18 protein-coding genes are annotated in these 25,463 nt (G+C 35.1%); 13 read left to right on the top strand and 5 right to left on the bottom strand.

Features of this window, described 5'->3' with window-relative positions; genetic code table 11:
• Nucleotides 1–476: 476 nt before the first annotated feature.
• Together H3T56_RS09535 and surE are read left to right on the top strand one after the other, a co-directional pair.
• Entirely contained in the window at nucleotides 477–1,346 is an 870-nt protein-coding gene (locus H3T56_RS09535) for a neutral zinc metallopeptidase (protein WP_065578330.1), read from the top strand.
• Between the two features lie 22 nt (nucleotides 1,347–1,368).
• Nucleotides 1,369–2,148, top strand: coding sequence for a 5'/3'-nucleotidase SurE (gene surE / locus H3T56_RS09530; protein WP_065578329.1), 780 nt, complete (start codon nucleotides 1,369–1,371; stop codon nucleotides 2,146–2,148).
• A 79-nt stretch (nucleotides 2,149–2,227) separates the two neighbouring features.
• On the opposite strand, the gene H3T56_RS09525 is transcribed toward surE, so the two are convergent.
• The gene (locus H3T56_RS09525) at nucleotides 2,228–3,409 is read right to left on the bottom strand and encodes a sugar efflux transporter (protein ID WP_198192815.1); all 1,182 of its coding nucleotides are present in this window, start codon (nucleotides 3,407–3,409) and stop codon (nucleotides 2,228–2,230) included.
• Between the two features lie 1,123 nt (nucleotides 3,410–4,532).
• Here H3T56_RS09525 and H3T56_RS09520 point away from each other — a divergent pair.
• The gene (locus H3T56_RS09520) at nucleotides 4,533–6,842 is read left to right on the top strand and encodes a zinc/cadmium/mercury/lead-transporting ATPase (RefSeq protein ID WP_065578327.1); all 2,310 of its coding nucleotides are present in this window, start codon (nucleotides 4,533–4,535) and stop codon (nucleotides 6,840–6,842) included.
• 67 nt (nucleotides 6,843–6,909) lie between these two features.
• Here the strand turns inward: H3T56_RS09520 and birA are convergent, their stop codons facing one another.
• The 3 genes from birA to murB are packed head-to-tail and all read right to left on the bottom strand — an operon-like array spanning nucleotide 6,910 to nucleotide 10,030.
• Nucleotides 6,910–7,863 carry a bifunctional biotin--[acetyl-CoA-carboxylase] ligase/biotin operon repressor BirA gene (birA, locus tag H3T56_RS09515; RefSeq protein ID WP_198192814.1) on the bottom strand — a complete coding sequence of 318 codons (954 nt, stop codon included), beginning with the start codon at nucleotides 7,861–7,863 and terminating at the stop codon, nucleotides 6,910–6,912.
• Nucleotides 7,864–7,870: 7 nt separating this feature from the next.
• Complete coding sequence (locus H3T56_RS09510) at nucleotides 7,871–8,983, bottom strand: MFS transporter (protein WP_065578325.1); 1,113 nt, start codon at nucleotides 8,981–8,983, stop codon at nucleotides 7,871–7,873.
• Nucleotides 8,984–9,019: 36 nt separating this feature from the next.
• Nucleotides 9,020–10,030, bottom strand: coding sequence for a UDP-N-acetylmuramate dehydrogenase (gene murB, locus H3T56_RS09505; protein ID WP_065578324.1), 1,011 nt, complete (start codon nucleotides 10,028–10,030; stop codon nucleotides 9,020–9,022).
• A gap of 482 nt (nucleotides 10,031–10,512) precedes the next feature.
• Between murB and H3T56_RS09500 the strand changes: the two genes are divergently transcribed.
• The 10 genes from H3T56_RS09500 to H3T56_RS09455 all read left to right on the top strand — a co-directional run bounded on the left by H3T56_RS09500 (nucleotide 10,513) and on the right by H3T56_RS09455 (nucleotide 23,557).
• On the top strand, nucleotides 10,513–11,742 hold the full coding sequence (locus H3T56_RS09500) for a phosphopentomutase (protein ID WP_198192812.1): 1,230 nt from the start codon (nucleotides 10,513–10,515) through the stop codon (nucleotides 11,740–11,742).
• A gap of 57 nt (nucleotides 11,743–11,799) precedes the next feature.
• The gene (gene deoD / locus H3T56_RS09495; RefSeq protein ID WP_198192810.1) at nucleotides 11,800–12,513 is read left to right on the top strand and encodes a purine-nucleoside phosphorylase; all 714 of its coding nucleotides are present in this window, start codon (nucleotides 11,800–11,802) and stop codon (nucleotides 12,511–12,513) included.
• Nucleotides 12,514–12,712: 199 nt separating this feature from the next.
• Entirely contained in the window at nucleotides 12,713–13,966 is a 1,254-nt protein-coding gene (locus H3T56_RS09490; RefSeq protein ID WP_065578321.1) for a nucleoside permease, read from the top strand.
• A gap of 302 nt (nucleotides 13,967–14,268) precedes the next feature.
• Complete coding sequence (add, locus tag H3T56_RS09485) at nucleotides 14,269–15,438, top strand: adenosine deaminase (protein WP_198192809.1); 1,170 nt, start codon at nucleotides 14,269–14,271, stop codon at nucleotides 15,436–15,438.
• 26 nt (nucleotides 15,439–15,464) lie between these two features.
• Nucleotides 15,465–17,441, top strand: a complete 1,977-nt coding sequence (locus H3T56_RS09480; protein ID WP_198192808.1) for a bifunctional 2',3'-cyclic-nucleotide 2'-phosphodiesterase/3'-nucleotidase — start codon at nucleotides 15,465–15,467, stop codon at nucleotides 17,439–17,441.
• A 28-nt stretch (nucleotides 17,442–17,469) separates the two neighbouring features.
• Nucleotides 17,470–17,865: a cytidine deaminase gene (locus H3T56_RS09475; protein WP_232351428.1), complete on the top strand. Its 396-nt coding sequence runs from the start codon at nucleotides 17,470–17,472 to the stop codon at nucleotides 17,863–17,865.
• A gap of 156 nt (nucleotides 17,866–18,021) precedes the next feature.
• Entirely contained in the window at nucleotides 18,022–19,323 is a 1,302-nt protein-coding gene (locus tag H3T56_RS09470) for a pyrimidine-nucleoside phosphorylase (RefSeq protein WP_198192807.1), read from the top strand.
• A 29-nt stretch (nucleotides 19,324–19,352) separates the two neighbouring features.
• Complete coding sequence (gene ushA, locus H3T56_RS09465; RefSeq protein WP_198192806.1) at nucleotides 19,353–21,038, top strand: bifunctional UDP-sugar hydrolase/5'-nucleotidase UshA; 1,686 nt, start codon at nucleotides 19,353–19,355, stop codon at nucleotides 21,036–21,038.
• A gap of 130 nt (nucleotides 21,039–21,168) precedes the next feature.
• Nucleotides 21,169–22,716 carry a YjjI family glycine radical enzyme gene (locus H3T56_RS09460; protein ID WP_198192805.1) on the top strand — a complete coding sequence of 516 codons (1,548 nt, stop codon included), beginning with the start codon at nucleotides 21,169–21,171 and terminating at the stop codon, nucleotides 22,714–22,716.
• A complete protein-coding gene (locus tag H3T56_RS09455) occupies nucleotides 22,691–23,557 on the top strand; it encodes a YjjW family glycine radical enzyme activase (protein WP_198192804.1) in 867 nt (288 codons plus the stop codon). The genes H3T56_RS09460 and H3T56_RS09455 overlap by 26 nt, the downstream gene beginning before the upstream one ends.
• 212 nt (nucleotides 23,558–23,769) lie before the next feature.
• On the opposite strand, the gene H3T56_RS09450 is transcribed toward H3T56_RS09455, so the two are convergent.
• The gene (locus tag H3T56_RS09450) at nucleotides 23,770–25,254 is read right to left on the bottom strand and encodes a hypothetical protein (RefSeq protein ID WP_198192802.1); all 1,485 of its coding nucleotides are present in this window, start codon (nucleotides 25,252–25,254) and stop codon (nucleotides 23,770–23,772) included.
• Nucleotides 25,255–25,463 lie beyond the last annotated feature (209 nt).

The raw sequence follows: 25,463 nt of genomic DNA, 5'->3' as shown, positions 1-25,463 counted from the left end.
CCGCCTTTTAAATTAATCAATATTAAGATTTAAATCCAAATAATTAACTTTAATCAGCTACTATGCCAAACAGAAGTAATTATCATTACCAGACTTGATGTACTTTTCTGTTGAAAGTGTACAATTATTATTAATAGAAGGTCATATCACAATGATTGATATAGTAAAAAGATAAAATCATAAAGTTATAAAACTGTATAAAAAGTAACACTAACAAATAATTAGAGTTATCTAAATGACTAGATAAAGAATTAAGTTAAAACTTTAATCACATATAATTGCAAATTTAGTTTTGTTTATACGAATAATACACCAAAGAGTATAACCAAAATTATATACCTAAAATCAGCAAAAAAAACGCTTTTATCACATCATTTTATCATCTCCTTTTTTTGATCATGTAATGAGGTCTATAGCTAGTAACCTTATCTATAATCCTTTAAAATGATATTACTTAAACTGATGAGGTATTCCCTATGCGTTGGAGAAACCAAAGAGAGAGTGATAACATTGAAGATCGCCGCTCACAATCAGGAAGTGATATTGGAACAAGGATTCCAATTGTTGGTAAAGGTAAAATTGTTTTATTTATTGTCGTGTTAGTTGCTGGTTATTACGGCGTTGATTTAACTGGCTTACTGAATAGCAATCTGATTGATTTAGACGATACCACATCCATATCATCAACATCGCCTGTTGATAATAGTTCTATAAATAATAATGCAACTAAATTTACCTCAACTATCTTGGCCAGTACTGAAGATTATTGGAGTCAAGAGTTTCAACAATTAGGTAAAACCTATATTGCGCCTAAATTAGTACTTTATAGTGGTGCAACTCGAACTGCATGTGGCACAGGTCAAGCAATGATGGGGCCATTTTATTGTAATCTCGATCAAACAGTTTACCTTGATCTATCATTTTACCAAGAGATGAAACAACGCCTAGGTGGCGGTGGTGATTTTGCTCAAGGCTATGTGATTGCCCACGAAGTAGGACATCATGTACAAAACTTACTTGGAATTTTGGCTAAGGTTGAACAACTAAAGCTAAATCAATCTAACGAGACCAGTAACCAGTTATCAGTCAAACTTGAATTACAAGCTGATTGTTATGCTGGATTATGGGGAAATGCCATGCAAAAACAGAATATTTTAGAAATGGGTGATATCGAACAAGCCCTAAATACCGTACAAGCAATTGGTGATGATCGCTTACAACAGCAAAATAATGGTTATATAATTCCTGATAGTTTTACTCATGGTTCATCAAAACAACGTTATAGTTGGTTTAAACGTGGTTTTGATAGTGGAGCAATTGATCAGTGCAATACATTTATTCAATAAGGAAATTAAAAAGGAAATAAGTATGTCGAAAAAATTAGTCAACCGAGTTTTATTAGTTAATGATGATGGAATTGATGCGCCTGGGATCCGAATTTTAAAAAGTATTGCTGAAAAGATCGCCAACGAAGTTTGGATAGTCGCACCAGTTGTCGATCAAAGTGGTGTTTCTTGTTCAGTTAGTTTGAAATCACCATTTCGCGTACAAAAGCGTAACCAAACAGAATATGCAGTTTATGGTACACCAGCTGACTGTTCATTATTTGCCATCAAATCATTAATGGCGAAACAATTGCCTGATTTGGTTCTATCTGGGATTAACAATGGTTCAAATTTAGGCTTTGAAACTGTATTATCAGGAACGGTTGGCGCAGCAATGATGGCTATGACACTCGGTGTACCAGCAATAGCATTGAGTCAAGTGAGTAGTGAGGACAATATACCAACAGATTGGCATTGTTCAACTCATCTTGCTGAGTCAGTGATAAGACAATTGCTATCCCTAACGACACCAAAGAATACTTGTTTTAATATTAATTTTCCTAATTGCCGAGCTGAGCATATAAAAGGAATTAAAATCACCAAACAAGGGACTGCTGATGTTAGCAAATTTGTGGTTGCTGAAACACAAGATCCTGAAGGCCATGAATATTTTTGGTTTAGAGCACAACGCAATCAAAATGTGCTTGATGATGATAAAGAGCTCGATGCAGCCAATAATGGCTATATCGCGATTACACCATTACATTATGAACGTACTGATTACGACTTTTATCAACAAATAAAAGCTACATTTAACGTTTAACTTTTTGTTTGATGGAATTAATGCGTCTTCCTTGATTAGCTAAAAAATCAGGGAGACATAAAATATAAAGCTTTTGAAATTATTTCTTAACCAATGCACAAAAGACAAAAGAAATAGTAACCATCACTAAACCAATCCAATAAATTATTTCATGACCATATGCTTGTGATGCAAAACCTTGAATAATCCCTGCCAAAATAACACTACAAATAATGCCATTATTAAATAAAGTTGAAGCAACCCCCATTCGAGTTGGTAACAAATCTTGGAAATAGATAATACCAATATTGGCAACAATGCCAATAAATAGTGCGTTAAAAAGCTGCAATACATATAACATGATTGGGTCAGTAAATAAAATCATACCAACATAAAATAAAATTCCGCAAATGATAGCGATAAAAAACAGATTACGCTTACCTAATGCTGGTACCATATAACCAGCAATTATCATTACTGGAATCTCAATCCCTGCTGCCAACCCCATTAACGTACCAGGTAATGAATCAGAAAGATGCAATACCTTTTCAACATAAATTGGCATATCGATAATATACATCATATTAGCAGTCCACATAAAAATAGTAGAAAGTAGCAAACACATAACATTACGATTAGTAAAAATTGATTGATTAGCGGTAGCTAACTGACTAGGACTAAGTGAGCTGATTGACTTCTTTTCTACTGGTGGTAAAAAAACTGCTACTACAAACATGGATATGATAAACATCGACATCGCACATAAATACATTGAGGTAAAACCATAATGGATAGCTAAACCAAATGATAATGGCGGACCAATAACCCATGCCAATGATAATTGTGCTCTAATCAATGAATTAAAGGCAACGGCATTTCTGCCACTTTTTTCAGCATATTCGCGCGCCATAGCAAAAACTTGTGGCATGGCAGCCGAAGCTAACGCTGCAAAAAATACGCCTAATGTAATTAATACATAATAGTTACGCGAATAAGCAAAAATCAGACTATTTGCTAACCCCATCAAGCAACAAAAAATAACAATCTTACGTCTGTCACCTTTGTTGTCTGAATATTTAGCTAGCAAATAACTACCAATAATACTGGCTAATGCATTAATTGAGAAAAATAAACCTACTAAACGAGGATCAGCACCCACTTCAAATGATAAGAAACGACTTAAGGTAGGTGATTGCAATGCACCAGCGACACCAATAATAAATGTAGTTACTAAAAAAGCGCCAAAAATTACGCTCGATTTTCGAAGAGATGATGAAGTCATAATAGGAACTTAACAATATGATAATGTGTAACAATTATATTCCTAAAAGTAGTGCGAATATAGGCTTTAGTTAGATCATTAGCTAATTATTCAAGCAATAGTTAATTTTAATAATAAAATAAATTTGTGCTAATCATTTTTTCACCATTAAATTAATCATTCTAGTTTGAAACAAAAATCTTATTTCAACGTTATTCTTTTAATCGATTTTCCCAATTCATTACTTAACCAACTTTCTTTGATTTTTATACTATATTATTAAAGAAATAACTTAATACAGTAATAAATTAGTTATCTTTAGGTAAACCTTGCTTAGGTGATTACCGAATTAATAAAAAAGCAAATTGTTCGTAAGGAAGATAAAATTTATTAACTAAATCAAATTGCTTAAGTAAATTATCAATAGTATTAGAATTTTGTACTATTAAGCTTCGTCAAGTTAAATAAACATTTATGTTAAGATTGCCAATAACTTGTAATCCTCGTGACGTAGTTTTAGATCTCTTTTCTAATATAGAAAGAACTCTTTATTTGATAATTAAATATTAGTAGTAATTGAGTATAACAAATGAGTTTTTAAGAAGATTTCTTAATTTTAATTCGAAAAAAGACAAAAATTTAATATTTTTAATTATCCAAAAACCCCTTTCCTCAAAATTTTTAAACATCATTCTTATGCAAAAATTTGGGCCAAAAAAGTTTTGATATCTTAGTTATTAATGAAGAAGCAAATAGATAAGTGACATGGTTTAGTAAAACTAAAATAATATATAAACTTGGTGAATTGATTTGAATCAATATGATAGATAAACACTAAATGAATTGATATTAAACTAAAACAGAAAAAATCTCGATAATGCCAAAAATTTATGATTATTCCAATCTTAGGTTAGGAAACATCCTTGTTGATTAACAAAAAAATACATTTTTTTGCGATAATTAGTATAAATAATTTATTTTTTTTTTACAATTTAAGTTTTAAAAAAAATTGTTAAGATATGTAAATAAATTCTAAGATCACTATTTTCTTTTCATTACTATTTTTTACTTATTTAGTTAAAAAAGATTTCTTTTTGTTTTTTTGAGTGTACAATCAAAATCATCCACAAAAAGAGGTAACGTTATGTTATATAATAACAAATCCACCCAATCTCACCATGATAATCACGATCATTGTCATGGCGATTGTCATAATATTGCTCATAATCATGCACATGATTCTCACCATTCTCATGAAGCTAGTCACACCGCATGCTGTGATGGGCATGATAATAGCTCATCACAAAAATGTGAGATTGAAGATCCCCCCGAAGACCCAGAGCGGAGTAGCCAAGGCGTTAAGTTAACTTGGAAAATTCAAGGTATGGATTGCGCCCATTGCGCAAGCAAAATCGAAAACGGTGTTAAAACACTGCCTAATATTAATCAAACCAAAATCATATTCTCAACCGAAAAATTAATCGTTTTTGTTCCTAAGCATGATGATGCAGTAATCAAGATGATTGAAGATAAGGTTACAGAACTAGGCTATACACCGATTTTTGAGTCGAGCCCTGCTCATCACCATGAACATTCACATAGTTTTGATAAAAAGGCATTTATTCCATTAGCGGTTTTAGGTGCATTGATTGTGGTTAGTTATCTCATTTTGTTGGTGAATAAAACCGCAGGTGAATATGCATTTATTGTGACAGCTGTAGTTGGGATTATCCCAATTTTGAAAGAGGCCATTGTTTTAACCCGTAGTGGTACGCCGTTTGCGATTGAAACACTAATGAGTATTTCGGCAATGGGTGCACTGTTTATTGGTGCAGCCGAAGAAGCCACCATGGTGATCTTTCTGTTTATGATAGGCGAGATGCTGGAAGGCTTTGCAACCAGTAAGGCAAAAAAAGGCATCTCTTCACTGGCCGAGTTAATGCCTGATGAGACGGTGATTATTATTGATGGTAAAAGGAAAACAGTTGCTAGTCATACCTTAAAACCAGATGATATTATCGAAATTTCATCCGGTGGTCGATTACCAGCTGATGTTATTTTGGTTAGCGAACAAGCCAGCATTGATGAAAGTGCGCTAACCGGTGAGTCCATTCCGGTTAATTATTTAAGTGGCGATAAAATTTTAGCCGGGTCGTTAGTGGTCGATAATACCATTCAACTTAAGGTGATTTCAGAATCGGGGCAAAATGCTGTCGATCGTATTTTACAGCTGATTGAAGATGCCGAGGATCGTAAAGCGCCAATAGAGCGGTTTATCGATAAGTTTAGCCGTTATTATACGCCGGCGATTACATTATTTGCGTTTTTAGTGATCCTAATTCCACCATTGTTGACCGGCGCTGATTGGTATACTTGGATATATCGAGGGTTGACGTTGTTGTTAATTGGTTGTCCTTGTGCGTTAGTAATATCAACTCCAGCGGTGATTACCTCGGCCTTGTCTAGCGCGGCTAAATATGGGGTATTAATTAAGGGCGGTGCGGCACTTGAGCGTATTGGTTCGATTAAAATGTTGGCATTTGATAAGACAGGAACATTAACCGAAGGTAAGCCACAAGTGACGGATGTCATTAATCGACACAGTTCTAACGAGGAGCTGCTAGCGATTGTTGCGGCGGTTGAAAGTGGCTCACACCATCCTTTAGCTAAAGCATTAGTCGATTATGTTAAGCAACAGCCGATCGAGTTTGCTGAAGCAAATAATCGTAAAGCAATTGCTGGTGTTGGGATACAAGGTGAATTAAATCAGCAAACCTATTTTGTTGTGTCACCAAATAAGATCGAGACAGTGTCAACTGCGCTTAATGCCGAGGATGCTCATACGATTACTCAGCTTGAAGATAGTGGTAAGACGGTTGTAGTCGTTACCACCAGTCAACAGTTGCTGGGGATTATTGCTTTGCAAGATGTACTGCGTAGTGATGCTTTACCGGCTATCACTGAACTTAAGCAACTTGGTTTGCAAACCTTGATGTTAACTGGCGATAATCAACGCGCCGCAAAAGCAATTGCAGGTCAATTAGGTATGGAGTATCGTGCGGAGCTATTACCAGCAGATAAGTTGGCCAAAATCGAAGAGATTGGTCGCCATACTCCGATTGCGATGATCGGTGATGGCATTAATGATTCCCCAGCAATGAAAGCTGCCACAGTCGGAATTGCCATGGGCAGTGGAACTGATGTTGCACTCGAAACGGCGGATGCCGCACTGACTAAAAACAGTTTGTTAAGTTTGCCAATGTTGATTCGCTTAACTCGCTTGGCTAATCGAAATATTAAGCAAAATATTACCATTGCCTTAGGCATTAAGTTGATATTTTTAATAACTAGTTTATTTGGCGTGACAGGGCTTTGGTTAGCGGTGTTAGCTGATTCTGGTACCACGGCAATCGTTACCGCTAATGCTTTGCGGTTATTAAGAATTAAAAAATAGGTAATAATTTTATCATGCCCCATTTATGCTTAAATGGGGCAATTTTGTGACAGCGACTATTGACTATTTATTCATCACTCCTTAATGAAACTTCGCCACCGATAAACGCCTTGGTTTCGCCATTTTGTTCTAAAAGTAATGCACCCTGCTCATTTATACCTTTAGCAACACCTCGGATCACATTGTCACCAATTAATAATTTAACCGGGCGATTAACAAAATTGTCGAGTCGTTGCCAATCATTAAGGAATGGAGTTAGACCGTGTTGTTCAAAGTCACGAAGTTTGGTTTTGAGGTTTTTAGCTACCTTTGCTACCAGCAAATTGCGGTCAACTTTACCTAAATTAGCCCATTTTTGGTTGACGATGTTGGGATCGGGGTTGGTCATCATTAAGTTGACCCCCACACCAATAACAACATGCGCGCAATCACCGGTTTTACCGGCTAGTTCAACTAATATACCGGCAAGTTTTTGATCATCAAGATACAAATCATTAGGCCATTTAACTTTGATATCTTGACCAGAGATTTCCCGTAATGTATCAGCCATCACAATACCAACCACTAAACTTAGTCCCATAGCAGCTGCAATACCTTGATCAAGTCGCCAATACATCGAAAAGTAAAGATTACTGCCAAACGGTGCGAACCATTGTCGCCCTCGTCTGCCTCGAGCTTTAGATTGAAACTCGGCTACACAACTGTCACCTGTTTGTAATTTTTCAATATTATTTAATAAATATTGGTTGGTCGAGTCGATGATCGGCAACACCTCTACATGACTATCCTCACCATAATTTTCGTCGATTTTGACTTTATCGAGTAAGTCAATTGGTGATGCTAAACAGTAACCTTTACCTTGTACGGATGATAAGGTGATGCCCCAATCTCGTAGTACTTTGATATATTTGTTGATGCCAGCACGGGTAATGCCAAATTGGTTGGCAAGTTCCTCACCTGAGTGAAACTGCCCATCAGCTAATATATTGATTAATTTCAATGGATTTTGGTTACTGCGCATTCAATCCTCACTTTTTGAGCAATAATAAAACAACAAAATAGAGTGAAATTATAGCAAAACTAATAAATAAGTAAGTATTGCTTAATGTGTCCATTATAAAAGCTATCACAGCCGGAGCAACTAGACTTCCGAGTGTATTGGTTAATAGCATGGCTTGGTTCATCGATACAATTTCTTGTTTGCGAACACATGAGCAAGCCCACGCCATGGAGATTGGATAAATGGTGTAAATGGTGGCACCAAGTAGAATAATGGCTAATACACCATAAACGTTAAATATCAGCAAGCCACAGGCGATCATCATGAAAATTGATTCAACTAACAATACAATACGGCGACCAAACCTATCTGCACACCAGTTAGCCGGCATTTGGGCAATCACACCAGAAAGTATTAGTAGTACCATCCAATTGGCGACTTGGTTATCACTGTAGCCCAGATGTGAATAGTAGGCAGGCATTAACGAATAGAGTGAACCGATTAACATACCGGCAATGGCACAACCAATTAAGCCAACGCGAGAAGGTTTATACATTATCATTGGCATAATGTTGAAACTGCTTTTTTTCTTCTTCGGTAATTTGTAATGGGTTAACAATATAAATAAGATGGCTAATCCCATTAATACGGCAATCACTAAACCAAAATAGAGAACCTCTTGCGGAAAATATTGCAGCAAAGCTTGCCCTAATACGGTGCCTAAATAGTAGGTAGTGAGATAGACCGCCAACATTTTGCCGCGGGTACGCACCGTACCGGTAACTAAGATACAACTTTCAATCACCACCCAAGTAACAGCACAAGCGATCCCAATGAAAAATCGCCAGATAGCCCAGCTGTAAAAATCCATAGAGAAACTTAAACCAATTGTCGCAATCGCAAAAATTATGCAACTGTAGGTGTAAGTAAATCTGGCATTAAATCGGCTAATAAACCAATTTGCCATGATGGTACCTACTAAGTTACCAGTAAAGTAGCTTGAGCCAACTAAGCCTATCTGCCCTAGCGAAAATTCTTCACGCACAAGCCAAAGTGGCACTTGAGTATTAAGTGCCGATAAGGCAATGGTAACAAATAATAAACTTGTTAATAAAATAGGAAATGAATACGAATGTTTCATAAGTTTGTAAGTAATTTTGTTGTTTTTAGGACGTATTTATAAAAATTTATCCACGTCAATTTCACCTGTCGCTCCCATAAATCGAATTTCAGGCGATAGGTGCACCGAAAACTTTTGCAATACTGCATTGATGATATAACGCGCTAATGCGACAACATCTTGCGCGGTCGCATTATCTTTATTGACTAATACCAGAGCTTGTTGTTGATGGACTGCTGCACCACCAATTTGGTATCCTTTTAGACCACACTGATCAATTAACCAACCGGCAGCTAATTTTATTTGATCTGCTGTTTGTGGATATATAGGCATTGTTGGATATTTTTCAAGTAGTTTATCCGCAAGTTTTTTATCGACTATCGGATTTTTAAAGAAGCTTCCACCATTACCTAGTACATTAGGATCAGGCAATTTGCTTCGACGGATTTCACACACTTTATCAAAGATCATTTTAGGGGTGACGCTATTTGCATCAAAATTTCTTAATTCACCATAAGTTAGTACTGGATTCCACTGTTTTGGTAATTTGATACCAACATAGACAACGGCATAATCATTGGCATATTTTTGTTTGAAGATGCTTTCACGATAGCCATATTGACCATCAGTGACAGTAATAATTTTACCGGTTGCAAATTCAAGTAATTCAACATAATCCGCGACTTTTTGAAATTCAACCCCATATGCGCCAATATTTTGGATGGGTGCAGAACCAACACAACCGGGTATTAAAGCCAAGTTTTCAAGGCCAGGGATGTTCTGGTTAATAGTGTTAGAAACTAAATCATGCCAATATTCGCCGGCCCCCACTTTTAAATGCCAGTGAGTCGCGGTTTCGGTTATGGTTAATCCTTTAATTCGATTAACTATGATTGTACCAGCAAAATTTTCAGTAAATAATGTATTACTGCCTTGTCCAATAATTATAAAAGGTTGATTATCGAGATTGTTTTTCCAAACTTGCATTAGTTGTTCAACAGTTGTGACTGTTTCGACCCGGTTGGCATAAACATCTAGAGCAAATGTATTAGGAATTTTTTGGTTCATTAATGACTACCTTTTATAAAAAATACTTTTAAATTCGATTAAACCAATTTTATTTGACGCTTTTGATAGACATTCAGTATTTAGAATTAATCAATCAATGCGTTATCAATTTTTGATAAAACACTTTATTCAATTAAAGCTTATTTATTTGCTATCTTAACACAATGCAAAACGATCTTTTATGGATTAAACTATTTTTTTACTTATCTTGACTTTTTATTTATTGATAAAAATGTCAAAAGATTAGCCAAATAATCAATGAATATGAGCTAATCCCTTTTTTGTTTTTTTTTATCATGTATTATAGCTAACCAAACGATCTTTTTTATAAATTTAGTTATAATCTATTTTACTCAGCCTTATGGTAAACGTTATTATTATTTTATAAAATTCGAGAAATAAGTTATCTATCACGGTTTTAAATGAATTTATGCTTCAAGATGGTAGCTCTGTTTTATGGTAGTTGAGATTTAGAGGAAATTATGAAAAGAGTTTTTATTATGATCCTCGATTCCTTCGGGATCGGCGGTGCTGAAGATGCCAAAAAGTATGGCGATGAAGGTTCGGATACTTTAGGTCATATTGCCGAAGCTTGTGCTTTAGGTAAAGCAGATCATGGTCGACAAGGCCCATTAAAATTACCTAATTTAGGGAAATTAGGTTTGATCGAGGCCGCTTATGAATCTACAGGTGCATACCCGAAAGGAATGACTACCGAAGGTAATGTAATTGGCGCTTATGGTTATGCCAGTGAGATTTCATCAGGTAAAGATACCCCATCTGGTCACTGGGAGATCGCCGGTGTGCCTGTGCTGTTTGATTGGGGTTATTTTACTAATACTACTAACAGCTTTCCGCAAGAATTATTAGATAAGATTGTTAAACGTGCTAATTTGCCGGGCTATCTCGGTGATTGCCATTCATCGGGGACTGTGATTCTTGATGAGCTTGGCCTTGAGCATATGGCTACCGGTAAACCTATTTTTTATACCTCTGCTGATTCAGTGTTTCAAATTGCCTGCCACGAAGAGACTTTTGGTCTAGATAAGCTTTATGAAGTTTGTGAAATTGCGCGTGATGAGCTTAATAAAGGCGATTATAATATCGGCCGCGTTATTGCTCGACCATTTTTAGGTAATAAGCCGGGTGAATTTGTTCGTACCGGCAATCGTCACGATTTAGCTGTCGAACCACCAGAACCAACAATGATTAAAAAACTAGTTGATGAAAAACAAGGTACGGTGGTGTCAATTGGTAAAATTGCCGATATCTATGCCGAAGTGGGTATTACCAAAAAAGTTAAAGCAACAGGTATTGAAGCGTTATTCGATGCTTCACTAAAAGAAATCAAACAAGCGAAAGATAACACGATTGTGTTTACCAATTTTGTTGATTTTGATTCATCTTATGGTCATCGACGTGACGTTGCTGGTTACGCAGCAGCGTTAGAATATTTTGATAAACGTTTGCCTGAGATGTTAGCGCTTATTGAGCCGGGCGATCTTTTAATTATTAGTGCCGATCATGGTTGTGATCCAACTTGGTCTGGTACGGATCATACTCGTGAACATATTCCAGTTTTAGTTTACGGTGATAGCGTTCCGGTGGGATCACTTGGTCATCGTAAAACATTTGCTGATATCGGGCAAAGTGTTGCGGATTATTTTGATTTATCACCAATGGATTATGGTGAATCATTTATTCGCAAATAGTAAGCTGTTTTTTGTTAGTGTAGTAACGTTTTTTTAGTAATAAATCAGGAGATTTAAATGTCTACCCCACATATTAACGCCGCCGATGACGCTTTCGCTCAAACGGTTTTGATGCCGGGCGATCCATTACGCGCTAAGTTTATTGCCGAAACTTTTTTAGAGAATGCTAAAGAAGTTACCAATGTTAGAGGAATGCTAGGTTTTACCGGTGACTATAAAGGAAAGAAAATATCTGTTATGGGGCATGGTATGGGCATTCCATCTTGTTCTATATACACAACTGAACTGATTAAATTTTATGGTGTTAAAAACATCATTCGCATCGGTTCATGTGGCGCCATCAGCCCCGATGTCAATCTTGGTGATGTGGTTATTGGCATGGGTGCCTGCACTGATTCAAAAGTCAATCGGTTACGTTTTAAAGATCATGATTTTGCCGCCATTGCTGATTTCGGTTTAATTTGTAATGCTGTTAATGCAGCGAAACAATTAAATGTGAATGTTAAAGTGGGTAATCTTTTTTCTGCTGATCTATTTTATAGCGTCGAGCCTGATCTTTTCGATATTATGGAAAAATACAATATTCTAGGTGTCGAAATGGAAGCCGCTGGTATTTATGGTGTAGCCGCAGAATACGGAGCTAAAGCATTAGCGATCTGTACAGTTTCAGATCATATTCGCAAAGGCGAAGCTATGTCATCTGAACAGCGCCAGCTGGGTTTTAAAGAGATGATTACAGTCGCTTTAGAGTCGGTATTAGTTAATTCATAATAAATAATGGCAGAATATCTGCCATTTTTTTTGGTTACTCAAAAAAGAGGAACCAAGAATTTTAACATTGACGTTATTATTAACGATAAATGTTGTTGAGCGTTATAACTAGATTATTGATAGTAATAACAAAATTTTATCTTTATTCATTAATTTTTATCTAATAGGTTAGAAAGATCTCATTTAATAAGGAATCAAAATGAATACCAAGCTACAACTGAAAGTTATATTATTTTTACAATTTTTTATCTGGGGGAGTTGGCTAATTACCTTAGGCTCCTATATGATGATTAAATTAAAATTTACTGGTATTGAAGTTGGCGCCGTATATGGCACCATGGGTATTGCTTCAGTATTTATGCCTAGTCTGCTTGGTATCGTAGCTGATAGATGGATACCTGCTAACCGCTTATATGTGCTTTGCCATTTGATTGGTGCAGTAACCTTATTTATCGCTGCATCTATCACATCGCCATTTTTAATGATGAGTGTGATGCTTATCCATTGTCTTGCATTTATGCCAACCATTGCAATTTCTAATTCAATTTCTTACTCTTGCTTAGAATCACAAGGACTAGACGTTATCGAACAGTTCCCTGCAATTCGAATCTTCGGCACTATCGGTTTTATCGTAGCAATGTGGATGGTTAGCTTTATGCAGTTAGAACTCAGTAATATGCAACTTTATATTGCAGCTGGTAGTTCAGTTTTATTGAGTCTTTATTCATTAACCTTACCTTTAATTGAAGTTGCAAAAAATGATGGCAAAGAAAAGTCTATTATAAGTTCATTAGGTTTAGATGCATTTATATTATTAAAACAACCTAGATTGGCTATCTTCTTTTTATTTGCTGTGTTATTAGGTGGGATTTTACAAATTACTAATACTTTTGGTAATCCGTTTCTACATGACTTCGATAAAGTACCAGAATATGCAGATAGTTTAGTGGTTAAATTCCCATCAGTTTTATTATCTATTTCACAAATTTCAGAAGTCGTATTTATCTTATTTGTACCATTTTTTATGAAAAAACTTGGTATTAAATACGTGATGTTAATAAGTATGTTGGCATGGGTTGCTCGCTTTGGTCTTTTTGCTTACGGCGATCCATCACCATTCGGCTTTGTACTGTTACTGTTATCAATGATTGTTTATGGTTGTGCCTTTGATTTCTATAATATTTCAGGCTCAATGTATGTTGAAAAAACAGTATCACCTAACATCCGTAACAGTGCTCAAGGTTTATTTATGACAATGACTAACGGTATTGGTGCTTATTTAGGTTCAATGATTAGTGGTATTGTTGTTGATCACTATACTTCAGAAGCGGGTATTGATTGGCATAATGTATGGCTTGTCTTTGCAGGTTATTCATTAGTGCTTGCAATTATTTTTGTTTTAATTTTCCAAAATGATACTACTGAGCAAAAAACTGCAACCGTTAGAAACTAACTAAAATAAAATTCAATTAATATTAAAATAAATAGTTGAATCAGGTTATTAGCTAGTAACTTAATAACATCAATAATTAGGCAACCGTTAAATTGTTGCCTAATTCTTAATTAGGCTAAAATGTTACCAGCCTCACATAAATTCGATAAGTCACACAAAATGTATGGAAAATAAGTGTCTTATCAAGGTAGAATAAAATGCTTGTAAGAAGAGTGTTAATTCGGCTTTTGTTACTCTAGTCAATTGCTGAAATATGACTATTACAAGTGCCCTATAAGCATAATTGAACAGATTAGAATTAGATGAATAAGCAAATAATCCCAAAAGTTATACTTCATGAGCATATAGAAGGCAGTATTACTCCCTTTATGGCAAAAAAGCTAGCTGATAAAAATCATCTACCTTTTCCTGATTCATTGTGTTATCAAATCGGCGATTATAATGAGATCGAGTATAAAAATGGTCGATATAATTATGATGAATCTGACTTTGTTTCATTTATCCAAACTTATGATACTGTTTCTAATTTTGTGAAAAATCCTGACGATTATTACTTAATTACCTACGATTTTTTAAGTAGAAATGCTAAACAAGGGTTAATTTATTGCGAATTATTTCTGTCACCTTATCATATTTGTGCAACAGAAAACCAAGGTAAAGTTGTTTGGGATCAAGCAAGATTTCAACAAACACTAAATCAAATGGATAAAGCGATTATCGATGTCCAAAAAGAGCATAATATAACGGTACGATATCATGTTATTGGCGTACGCCATCTTGGCGCCGAAGTAGTATACGATACATTGCATTTTATCGAAAATAATCCGCATCCATTTATTACTGGATTTAATATTGCCGGCAATGAAAAAGCTGGGCATTTTGATGATTTTGAAAAAGCTCATCAACTTGCTGAAAAATTAAATTTAAAAAAATCCTACCATGCAGGTGAAATTGATTCGGCTGAAAGTATTATTCAAGCTTTAAAACATGGTGCAAATCGTATCGGGCACGGTATCGCAGCAATTGAAGATGATAGCTTGATTAAACAATTAGTTGATAACGAAATCACTTTAGAAATAGCTCTCACCAGTAATCGTATTTTAGTCAATAATTTACATGGTGATATTCATAATCACCCAATTCGACAACTTTATGATAAAGGGGTAAGAATTACCCTTAATACCGACGATGCTGGTATTTTTGGTACCGATATCGAAAAAGAGTATCAGCTAGCCGAGCAAGCGTTTCATTTTTCACGTTTGGAATTATTTGATATTACCCTTTGTGGAATTGATGCCGCATTCGTTGAGTCTAATGAAAAAACACGTTTATTAAACGAAGTTTTATCTTGTTTTAACAACAATGATAAACGATCTTTACAACAAGCAATTAATACTAACCAGTATCATCCGGCTATTATTACCAGATTTAAAAAATACCAAGATTTATTATTACAACATGTTAATGGATAACCGTATCAGAAAAATAGGAAATGAATATGAATAAAACTCGACTAACCCTAAGCCTACTTACCCTATTAATTTCTGGAACACTGCAAGCAGCAACAATTGATTTAAGAATTATTGAAACGACTGATCTGCACGGTAATATGATGAATTACGATTATTTTAAAGATCAGTATATTGATACCTTTGGTTTAGCTAAAACAGCCAATTTAATTCATCAAGCGAGGGAAGAGGTAAAAAATAGCGTATTAGTTGATAATGGTGATCTGATTCAAGGCAGTCCTATGGCTGATTATGCCTTGAATAAGGGACTAAACAAAGGTGATATCCATCCGGTTTATAAAGCTCTGAATACCCTTGATTATGTTGTTGGTAATATTGGTAATCATGAATTTAATTTTGGTTTGGATTTTTTACAAAAAAGTCAGGCTGGGGCAAATTTTCCTTATGTTAATGCCAACGTATATGATGCCAAAACGAATAAACCTTTCTTCAGACAATATATTATTCTAGATAAACCGGTTGTTGATAGAGACGGTAAACAACACATTATTAAAATCGGTTATATTGGTTTTGTACCACCACAAATTATGCAATGGGATAAGCTTAATTTGGAAGGTAAAGTGATTGTTAAAGATATCACTGAAACAGCCAAAAAATTAGTACCAGAAATGAAAAAGCAAGGTGCGGATATCATTGTTGCTATTCCTCATTCAGGTGTTTCTGCGGAACCTTATAAGGCATTAGCTGAAAACTCAGTTTATTATTTAAGTCAAGTTGAAGGTATTAATGCCATTATGTTTGGCCATTCTCATGGCGTATTCCCAAGTGATGATTTTAAATCACTACCTAATACCGATATTAATACCGGAAATATTAACCATATTCCTGCTGTTATGCCAGGACAATGGGGTAGCCATTTAGGCGTGGTCGATTTAGTTATTGAAGGTGATAAGGCTAATTGGAAAGTCGTTTCTGGTAAATCACAAGCCCGCCCAATCTTTGATGTGAAAAACAAAAAAGCGTTGGTTGATGCCGATCAAAACATTGTTAAAGTGTTAAAAGATGATCATGAAGGTACGCGGGAGTTTGTCGGTAAGCCAATTGGTAAGGTATCAACCGATATCAATAGTTATTTAGCCTTAGTCGAAGATACCTCAGCTTTACAGATTATTAGCGATGCGCAAATTGATTATGTAAAACAATTTGTGCAAGGTGATCCTGATCTAGATGGATTACCAATTTTATCGGCTATTGCACCATTTAAAGCTGGCGGTCGCAAAAATGATCCGACAGCTTATGTTGAGGTAAAAAAAGGAGATTTGACATTTAGGAATGCAGCCGATATCTATCTTTATCCAAATATTTTATCTGCCGTAAAAATTACTGGAAAAGAGGTTAAAGAGTGGTTGGAATGTTCAGCAGGTGTTTATAATCAAATTGACATTAATTCATCAACACCACAATATTTAATCAATTGGGATAAGTTTAGAACTTATAATTTTGATACTATTGATGGCGTAAGTTATGAAATTGATATCACTAAACCAGCCCGTTACGACGGTAGTTGTCAATTAATTAACCCTGAATCAGAACGTATTGTAAATTTAACCTATCAACAAAAACCAATTGATCCAAATCAAGCATTTTTAATTGCTACCAATAACTATCGTGCTTATACCGGCGCATTTCCTGGTACCGGTGGAAAAAATGTTAAATTTAATTCACCTGATGATTTAAGAGTTATTCTTTCAGCTTACATAACTAATCACACTAAAAAGCATGGACAAGTTAATGTAACTGTTGATAATAACTGGCGAATTGCACCAATTACCAGCCAAACTAATTTGGATATTCGTTTTGAATCTTCACCAACTGATGAAGCTAAAACTTATATTGAAACACATTCATTATATCCAACTAAGTTTGTTGAGAAAGATAAGTTAGGTTTTGGTGTCTATCAACTTGATTTACAAACTGCAAGCAAATCACAACCTAAAAACCAGTAAGAGATTGAAGACTACAAGGATTATAATTATGAAAATTGATAAACTAATCGAACTCGCTAAAACAGCTCGCTCAAAGGCTTATGTGCCCTATTCTAAATTTCAAGTCGGTGCGGTATTGATTACCGAAGATGATGAAGTTATTTTAGGATGCAATATTGAAAATGCCTCTTATGGACTTGCTAACTGTGCTGAACGAACGGCGATTTTTAAAGCCGTATCAGAAGGGAAAACAAAATTCAAAAAATTAGTGGTTATTGGTGATACCGAGGGGCCTATTTCACCTTGTGGTGCTTGTCGTCAAGTAATCAGTGAGTTTTGTGCTAAAGATATGCCAGTTATTTTGACCAATATGCACGGTAAAATCCAAGAAACCACTGTTGGAGAATTGCTACCTTGGTCATTTTCACCGAGTGATTTAGATTAGATTAGATTTATTATTGAACTATGTAATTTAGCAATATTGAAAAATAAAAAAAGCGATTGATGATAATTAACCAAGATTAGCACAATCATCAATCCAAATTTTGGATGAGAAGAATACAATCCTAATTTGCTTTATAGATATTAAGAGAGATGTGTAATGAGATTTGTAGATATTATTGAAAAAAAACGTGATGGCAATGCTCTAACAACCGAAGAGATTCAATTTTTTATAACCAACTATACCAATGGTTCTATTCCTGATTATCAAGTCAGTGCCCTACTGATGGCGATTTATTATCAAGGTATGACTTCAAAAGAGTGTGCTGACTTAACTAGTGCGATGATGTATTCAGGTGATACCGTTGACCTATCCTCAATTAAAGGTATTAAAGTCGATAAGCATTCAACGGGTGGTGTGGGCGATACAACTACCTTAGTATTAGCACCATTAGTTGCAGCATTAGATATTCCAGTAGCTAAAATGTCCGGTCGTGGATTAGGCCATACAGGCGGAACGACAGATAAATTTGAAAGCGTACCTGGTTTTAAAATTGAATTAGATAAACAAGAATTTATCGATCAAGTTAATCAAAAAGGTGTCGCTGTCATTGGTCAATCTGGCAACTTAACCCCTGCTGATAAAAAACTTTATTCATTACGTGACGTAACAGGTACGGTTAACTCTATTCCTCTTATTGCTAGCTCAATTATGAGTAAAAAACTTGCAGCTGGTGCAGATGCTATTGTTTTAGATGTTAAAACTGGTGACGGTGCTTTAATGAAAAGCATGGAAGACTCAGAAAAATTAGCTCATGAAATGGTCAATATTGGTAATCAAATTGGTCGTAGGACTATGGCGATTATCTCTGATATGTCTCAACCGTTAGGCTATGCTATTGGTAATGCATTAGAAGTTAAAGAAGCCATAGATACTTTAAATGGTCATGGCCCTGCTGATTTAACTGAACTCGTTTTAACGCTTGGCAGTCAAATGGTGGTATTAGCCAATAAAGCTAAAACATTAAATGAAGCAAGAGAAAAACTACAAGAAGTGATTAAAAATGGTAAGGCTATTGAAAAATTTAAAACGCTAATTGAAGCTCAAGGTGGTGATAGTTCGGTGGTTGATCATCCAGAAAAATTAGCTAATGCTCCTTACCAAATTGATTTACCAGCGCAAAAAGCAGGTTATGTATCACGGATTATTGCAGACCAAATTGGTATTGCTGCGATGCAACTGGGGGCAGGTCGAGCAACTAAAGAAGATGTTATCGATCCTGCGGTTGGTATTGTACTACATAAAAAAGTCGGCGATAAAGTTGAAATAGGTGAAGCACTGTTAACTATTCACGCAAGTAGTGATCGTATTGATACAATAAAACAAAAACTGTATGACAATATTACTATTAGTGATAGCGCTGAACAGCCACAATTAATTTTTAAAGTAATTACGGAATAGCTTTAATAAATACGGATTCAGGAGGCATCATGCATCGTTTAAAATTAAACAAAAAACTGTCACTACTGGTTATTTTAAGTCTGTTTTCAGTCAATTCATTCGCAGCTGTTGCTACCAAACAGTCTACGGCACCTGCTTGGGAAAAAGACAAGTCCTACTCTTTTACTATTTTACATACTAACGATCATCATGGCCGTTTTTGGCAAAATGATATTGGTGAATATGGTTTAGCAGCACAAAAAACTGTTGTTGACCAAATAAGAAAAGAAGTAGCAGAAAAAGGCGGAAAATTACTGCTACTTTCTGGCGGTGACATTAATACTGGTGTTCCTGAATCTGATGTATTACAAGCAAAACCAGATTTTGTCGGTATGAATGAGGTTGGCTATGATGCAATGGCAGTAGGTAATCACGAATTTGATCATCCACTAGCGATTATTCGTGAACAACAAAAATGGGCTCATTTCCCATTTTTATCAGCAAATACTTACTTCAAAAATACCGATAATCGTGTTTTTGATGCCTATAAAATATTTGATTTAAATGGTATTAAAGTTGCAGTATTTGGTTTAACTACTGATGACACTATTTTCCTTGCTTCGCCTAAAAATACCGATGGTGTTGAATTTCGTAAAACGCTACCAGAAGCGGAAAAAGTTATTAGCCAAATTAAAAGCAATGAACGTCCAGATATGATTATTGCGGTTACTCATATGGGGCATTATGAAAATGGTGAGCATGGTTCAATGGCTCCAGGTGATGTTGAACTAGCCCGAGGATTAAAAGCTGGTGAACTAGATATGATTGTCGGTGGCCACTCGCAAAACCCAGTATGTATGGCTAGCCCTAACAAACGTATTACCGAATATGTCCCAGGAACACCTTGCGCTCCAGATCAACAAAATGGTACCTGGATTGTTCAAGCTCATGAATGGGGAAAATATGTTGGTCGTGCTGACTTCGTATTCTTAAACGGTAAAATTACCCTCAAAAATTATCAGTTAATTCCAATTAATTTGAAAAAAGAAGTTGATAACGGTAACGATACCAAGCGTCTTGAATATTACACCAGTGAAATCGAACAGGATAAAAAACTGTTGGAAACACTAAAACCTTATCAAGAACAAGGTAAACAACAATTACTCATTAAAAGTGGTGAGTTAACCGGCCGTTTAGAGGGCGACCGTAACGTAGTTAGATATCAACAAAGTAATATGGGGCAATTATTACTTAGTGCCTTTATTGAAAAGACGAATGCCGATATTGGTATTATGTCTGGTGGTATGATTCGTGACTCACTTATAGAAGGCGATATTACTTATCGTGATATTTTGAAAGTTGAGCCTTTTGGTAATAGTGTTGTTTACTTTGAATTAACCGGCAGTGAATTAATCGATTATCTTAAAGTTGCATTAGGCAAAAAACAGGGTTCAGGTGGTTATACTCATTTAAAAAATATTAGCCTAACTAAAACTGACGATACCATCAGCGACATCAAAATTAATAATGAACCAATTGATTTGCAAAAATCATATCGAATTGCAACATTAGACTTTTTAGCCGCTGGTGGAGATGGTTACCCTATCGTCAACAACTCGCCAACTTATGTAGATACAGGTTATCGAGATGCCGATGCAGTAAAACAATATTTTGAAGCACATTCACCAATTAATGCAGCCGATTATCAACCGTCTAACTTTATTTTAGAAAAATAATTTTACGGTTTAAAACAGAAATATAAAAACTAATAGCACTGATAATCATAATTCTCAGTGCTAATAATTAAATGATTAGTCATAAAGATTTAATTTTTGCTCTCAGCATATAGGTAATATAGAGGTATTTATGAACATGACAGAATTTCAAAAGAATTGTTACGATATAGTGACCGATGCCAATTTGTCACCTAAACAAAAAGCGAACCTTCTCGCATTAGCCGCAGAAAATAATTTACCTTATGTTGATTTAGATAGTGAAACGCAAAATGCGCTCAATGAACGGATAATTTGTGATATGTACGAAGGACATGCACCGTATAAACCTCGTTATGTATTACCGGATTATGCAAAATTTCTTAAGCAAGGATCGGAATATTTAGAACTTGAACCAGCAAAAAACTTTGATGATGCACTAAATATGCTCACCATTGCTTATCATCACGTACCTTCGGTCACTGGTATGCCGGTTTATTTAGGCTGTTTAGATCAAGTGTTACTTCCTTATGTTGGCAATTTGACAGAAGAAGAACTTTATCCACGATTAAAACGTTTTTGGATTATGTTAGATCGCAATCTTCCTGATGCCTTTATGCATGCCAACATTGGGCCAACCGATAATGTGATCTGCCGAGTGATATTACGTGTCGATCGTGAACTTAAACAAGTTGCACCTAATTTAACCTTTATTTATGACGAAAATATCACACCAGAATCTTTACTTAACACCGCAATTGAGAACATTTGCCACACAGCCAAACCACATATTGCTAATAATATGATGATTAAAAAAGATTTTGATGACAAAGGTTATGGTGTGGTGAGCTGTTATAACTCACTACCTTTTGCCGGTGGTGGTAGCACTTTATCTAGAATCAACTTGAAAGAAGTCGCATTAAAAAGTAACAACATTACCGATTTTTTACAAAACACCTTGCCTTATTATTGCCAATTGCAATTGAATTTAATCAAAGCAAGATCAGAATTTCTTTATGAGAAATCGAATTTCTTCGCAAATAGCTTTTTAGTTAAAGAGGGATTAATTGACGCAAACCGATTCGCGCCAATGTTCGGTATTTATGCCATGGCTGAGGCAGTCAATATTCTACAAGAAAAATCCAACTTAACCGGCCGTTATGGTGTCGACGAAGATGCTAATCAACTGGCCACCACTATTTCTCAACAATTAGCCGACTTTATTGACAGCCATACAATTAAGCATGCATGGCAAGGTAAAGCAATGTTACATGCACAATCAGGTATCAGCTCAGATAGAGGCGCTACGCCAGGTTTACGTATTCCTTATGGTCATGAACCCGATCCAGTAACCCATATTATGGCATTATTCAAACACCATAAATATTATACTTCTGGCATTAGTGATATTTTAACGGTTGATGAAACAATAAAAAACAATCCTCTAGCCTTAGTACAAATTTGTAAAGCCGCGTTTAAATTTGGTTTCCGTGAATTTACCGCTAATATCAGTGGTAATGATCTGGTACGTGTAACTGGCTATATGGTGAGATTATCAGATATCAAAAAATACAAACAAGAGGGATCGCGAATTAATACCACCTTTTTAGGTAGTGAAGCGGCCGAAGATACTGAAAATAACAGCTACCTATGCCGAACACCTCGGGTAATCAGTCATGAACAAGTCATGGGCAATCGTTAATAAACTGTTACCCTTTTCTTGTGTTGATGGACCGGGAAACCGGTTAGTCATCTTTTTACAAGGCTGTAATTTCAAATGTTTAAATTGCCACAATCCTTATACCATTTCACGGTGTAAGGATTGTGGTGATTGCGTTACGACCTGTCCACATCAAGCGTTAACATTTATCAATAACAAAGTGATTTGGCAATCTTCAAATTGTCAGCAATGTGATACCTGTATTAATACTTGTAGTTATCAATCCACACCAATGACCTATAACTACAATGTTGAAGATATTTTGCTTGAAATTCGCAAGTATTTACCTTTTCTAAATGGCATTACAATTAGCGGTGGCGAAGCAACATTACAATTACCTTTTATTGAAAAATTATTTCAAGCAATAAAACAAGCAAAAGATTTAAAGCACCTAACCTGTTTTATTGATAGCAATGGTTACTTAGTTAAAACTGGTTGGCAAAAAGTTGAAAAGGTTATGGACGGTGCGATGATCGATCTGAAAGCTTGGGATACTCAAGTGCATAAAAAACTTACTGGTCGGGATAATGATCGCGTCAAACAGACTATTGAATATCTTGCCCAAATAGAAAAACTGCATGAAGTCCGATTTTTAGTGATTCCTGAGCATACTGATTTGCAAACCAGCGCGAAACAACTTGCTAATTTTCTAATAACACTCAATCCACAAATTAAAGTCAGAATAAATGCATTCCACAATCACGGCGTACATGGCGTAGCCAAAACATGGCCAGCGGCAACACAACAGCAAATCGAATCTTTTGCTGCTAAATTAAAACATTATGGATTACAGAATATTATTTTGCCGAGTGTATATTTGTAATATTTTGAAAACAAGATCATAAACGAAGCGACTAGTGGCAATAGCTATCTACCTTAAAAGGTCTACAAGCTCAAAAAATTGAAGTTTTTCGTTTGGCTATAATATTAAGAATATATTAGAGTAATAAATTTATTTAACTAAAACGCATCAAAAGAAGTTTCATTACAAAATATTAGCAATTTTGTAATGAAACATAAAATATCGCAAAATTATCAGTACTTAACACACATAGTAAAAGCGGAATCTGGCTCTACAATAACATTACCTTCAACAGAGCCAATACTATAACGCCTTGTCCAACCATTGTTATCTTTTAATTGCGACAATTCGTAAGTGAAATAAAAGTCATAAGCAACAAAGTGTTTTAAAGAATCCGTTATATCTGCCATCATATCTCTTCCTGAATTATCAATACCATTAGGCGCATATGGATACAGTTTTCCCCACTCGGATATTAATCCTTCACCGATAGCTCTTTTATAACCGTTTTGAGGTATATACCAATTTTCATTATTTGTTACACCAGTAGCTAAAAATGAATTGGTTAATTCGGCTCTAGATGGTAATCGGTCGTTATTAGCAGTGCACAACCTTTCAGCGGTATTATAATCTACCCAATTTAACTGTTGTTGGTATATATACATCCAATGATTTAATGAAAAACGATAATAAAACTGAGCTTTAGTCTGATTATTCTTTACCAATATTATAAATTGATCATCTTTTGCGGGAGCATTGTCAGTAAATTTAAATTCACTTTTTGAATTTGGATTTGAACTCCTTGCAGTACTTATTAAAGCACCATTAGGATTTTTAACTAATGTATAAGTATAATTAGATATTGCATTTACGGGTACAATTCTAAATCTTGCTTCAGGAAATGCAGTAGTAGGGAAATGATGACCTGTTGAATCAGTAGCTGAAGCTTTAAATCCTGAATGTAAAACAAATTGATCTGGATTGTAAGCATCTGTACGATTGATAGTATCTGCACCGTACGACAACCAATTATCCGTTTCGCTCCAACCACCTTTTGCAATTATGGCTAATACCCCTGGTCTAATATAACAAATACCATCGTTAGCTTTTACGGTAAATGTTTTTGAAATTTCTTTAGGCTGAGATTCGGCGGGATTACCATACTGAGTTTTAGCTGAAATACTAAAAGTAAGTTTTAGTGTTGAATCACCTTTATAAGTAGCTGAATTACAAATATTACTACCTAATGGAGCTGTTGAATCAGAAGGAATTATATTATTATTACTATCACGCCATTCAGCTGTTACACTATCCACTTTAAAATTATTGCTACTTCCCAAATAATCACCGTCAATATCAATAATATCATCATTAGTCATAGTCGAAAAATCAACATCAAACGAATACATACTTGGTGAAGTATCAAAGGCAACTGATATTTGATTAGATGAACCAGGAGTAATAACTAGAGGATCACTGTTTGGTACCTGCAATTTTAGTTGAATACCATTAAGCGCTTTTGTACCACCTGACACTTGAATCTCAGGAGCATTACCATGAATATACATTTGCGTAGTCACGGAGAATGATAAAATTGCAAATAGATTATTGGAAAAAATCAATAACATTAATAGAAATAATCTCTTTTTGAAAAATAATTTCAAAGAAATTTTTTTTAAAACAACAGTACAATTATTCATCGCTACTCCTCTACTCATAAACTTCTCCGCCTATCCGAATAAGATTATTGATTTGAAGCATTAGTGAATTAACAATTTTTATAAGTTGTTCAAAAATTGTTACCCGTTAATATCAGAGCTAAGACAATTAAAATCGTTATTTTTCTAACAGAAATTCATCCATATCTAATACACGGCTCGAACAAAATAATTTGACTACAACAATTTGATTGTTGTTTAAGACTTAA

The sequence above is a fragment of the Gilliamella sp. W8123 genome, from assembly GCF_016101085.1.
Taxonomy (GTDB): domain Bacteria; phylum Pseudomonadota; class Gammaproteobacteria; order Enterobacterales; family Orbaceae; genus Gilliamella; species Gilliamella apis.
Note: the sequence above shows the minus strand (reverse complement) of the source record. Positions and strands in the feature narration are given on the sequence as shown.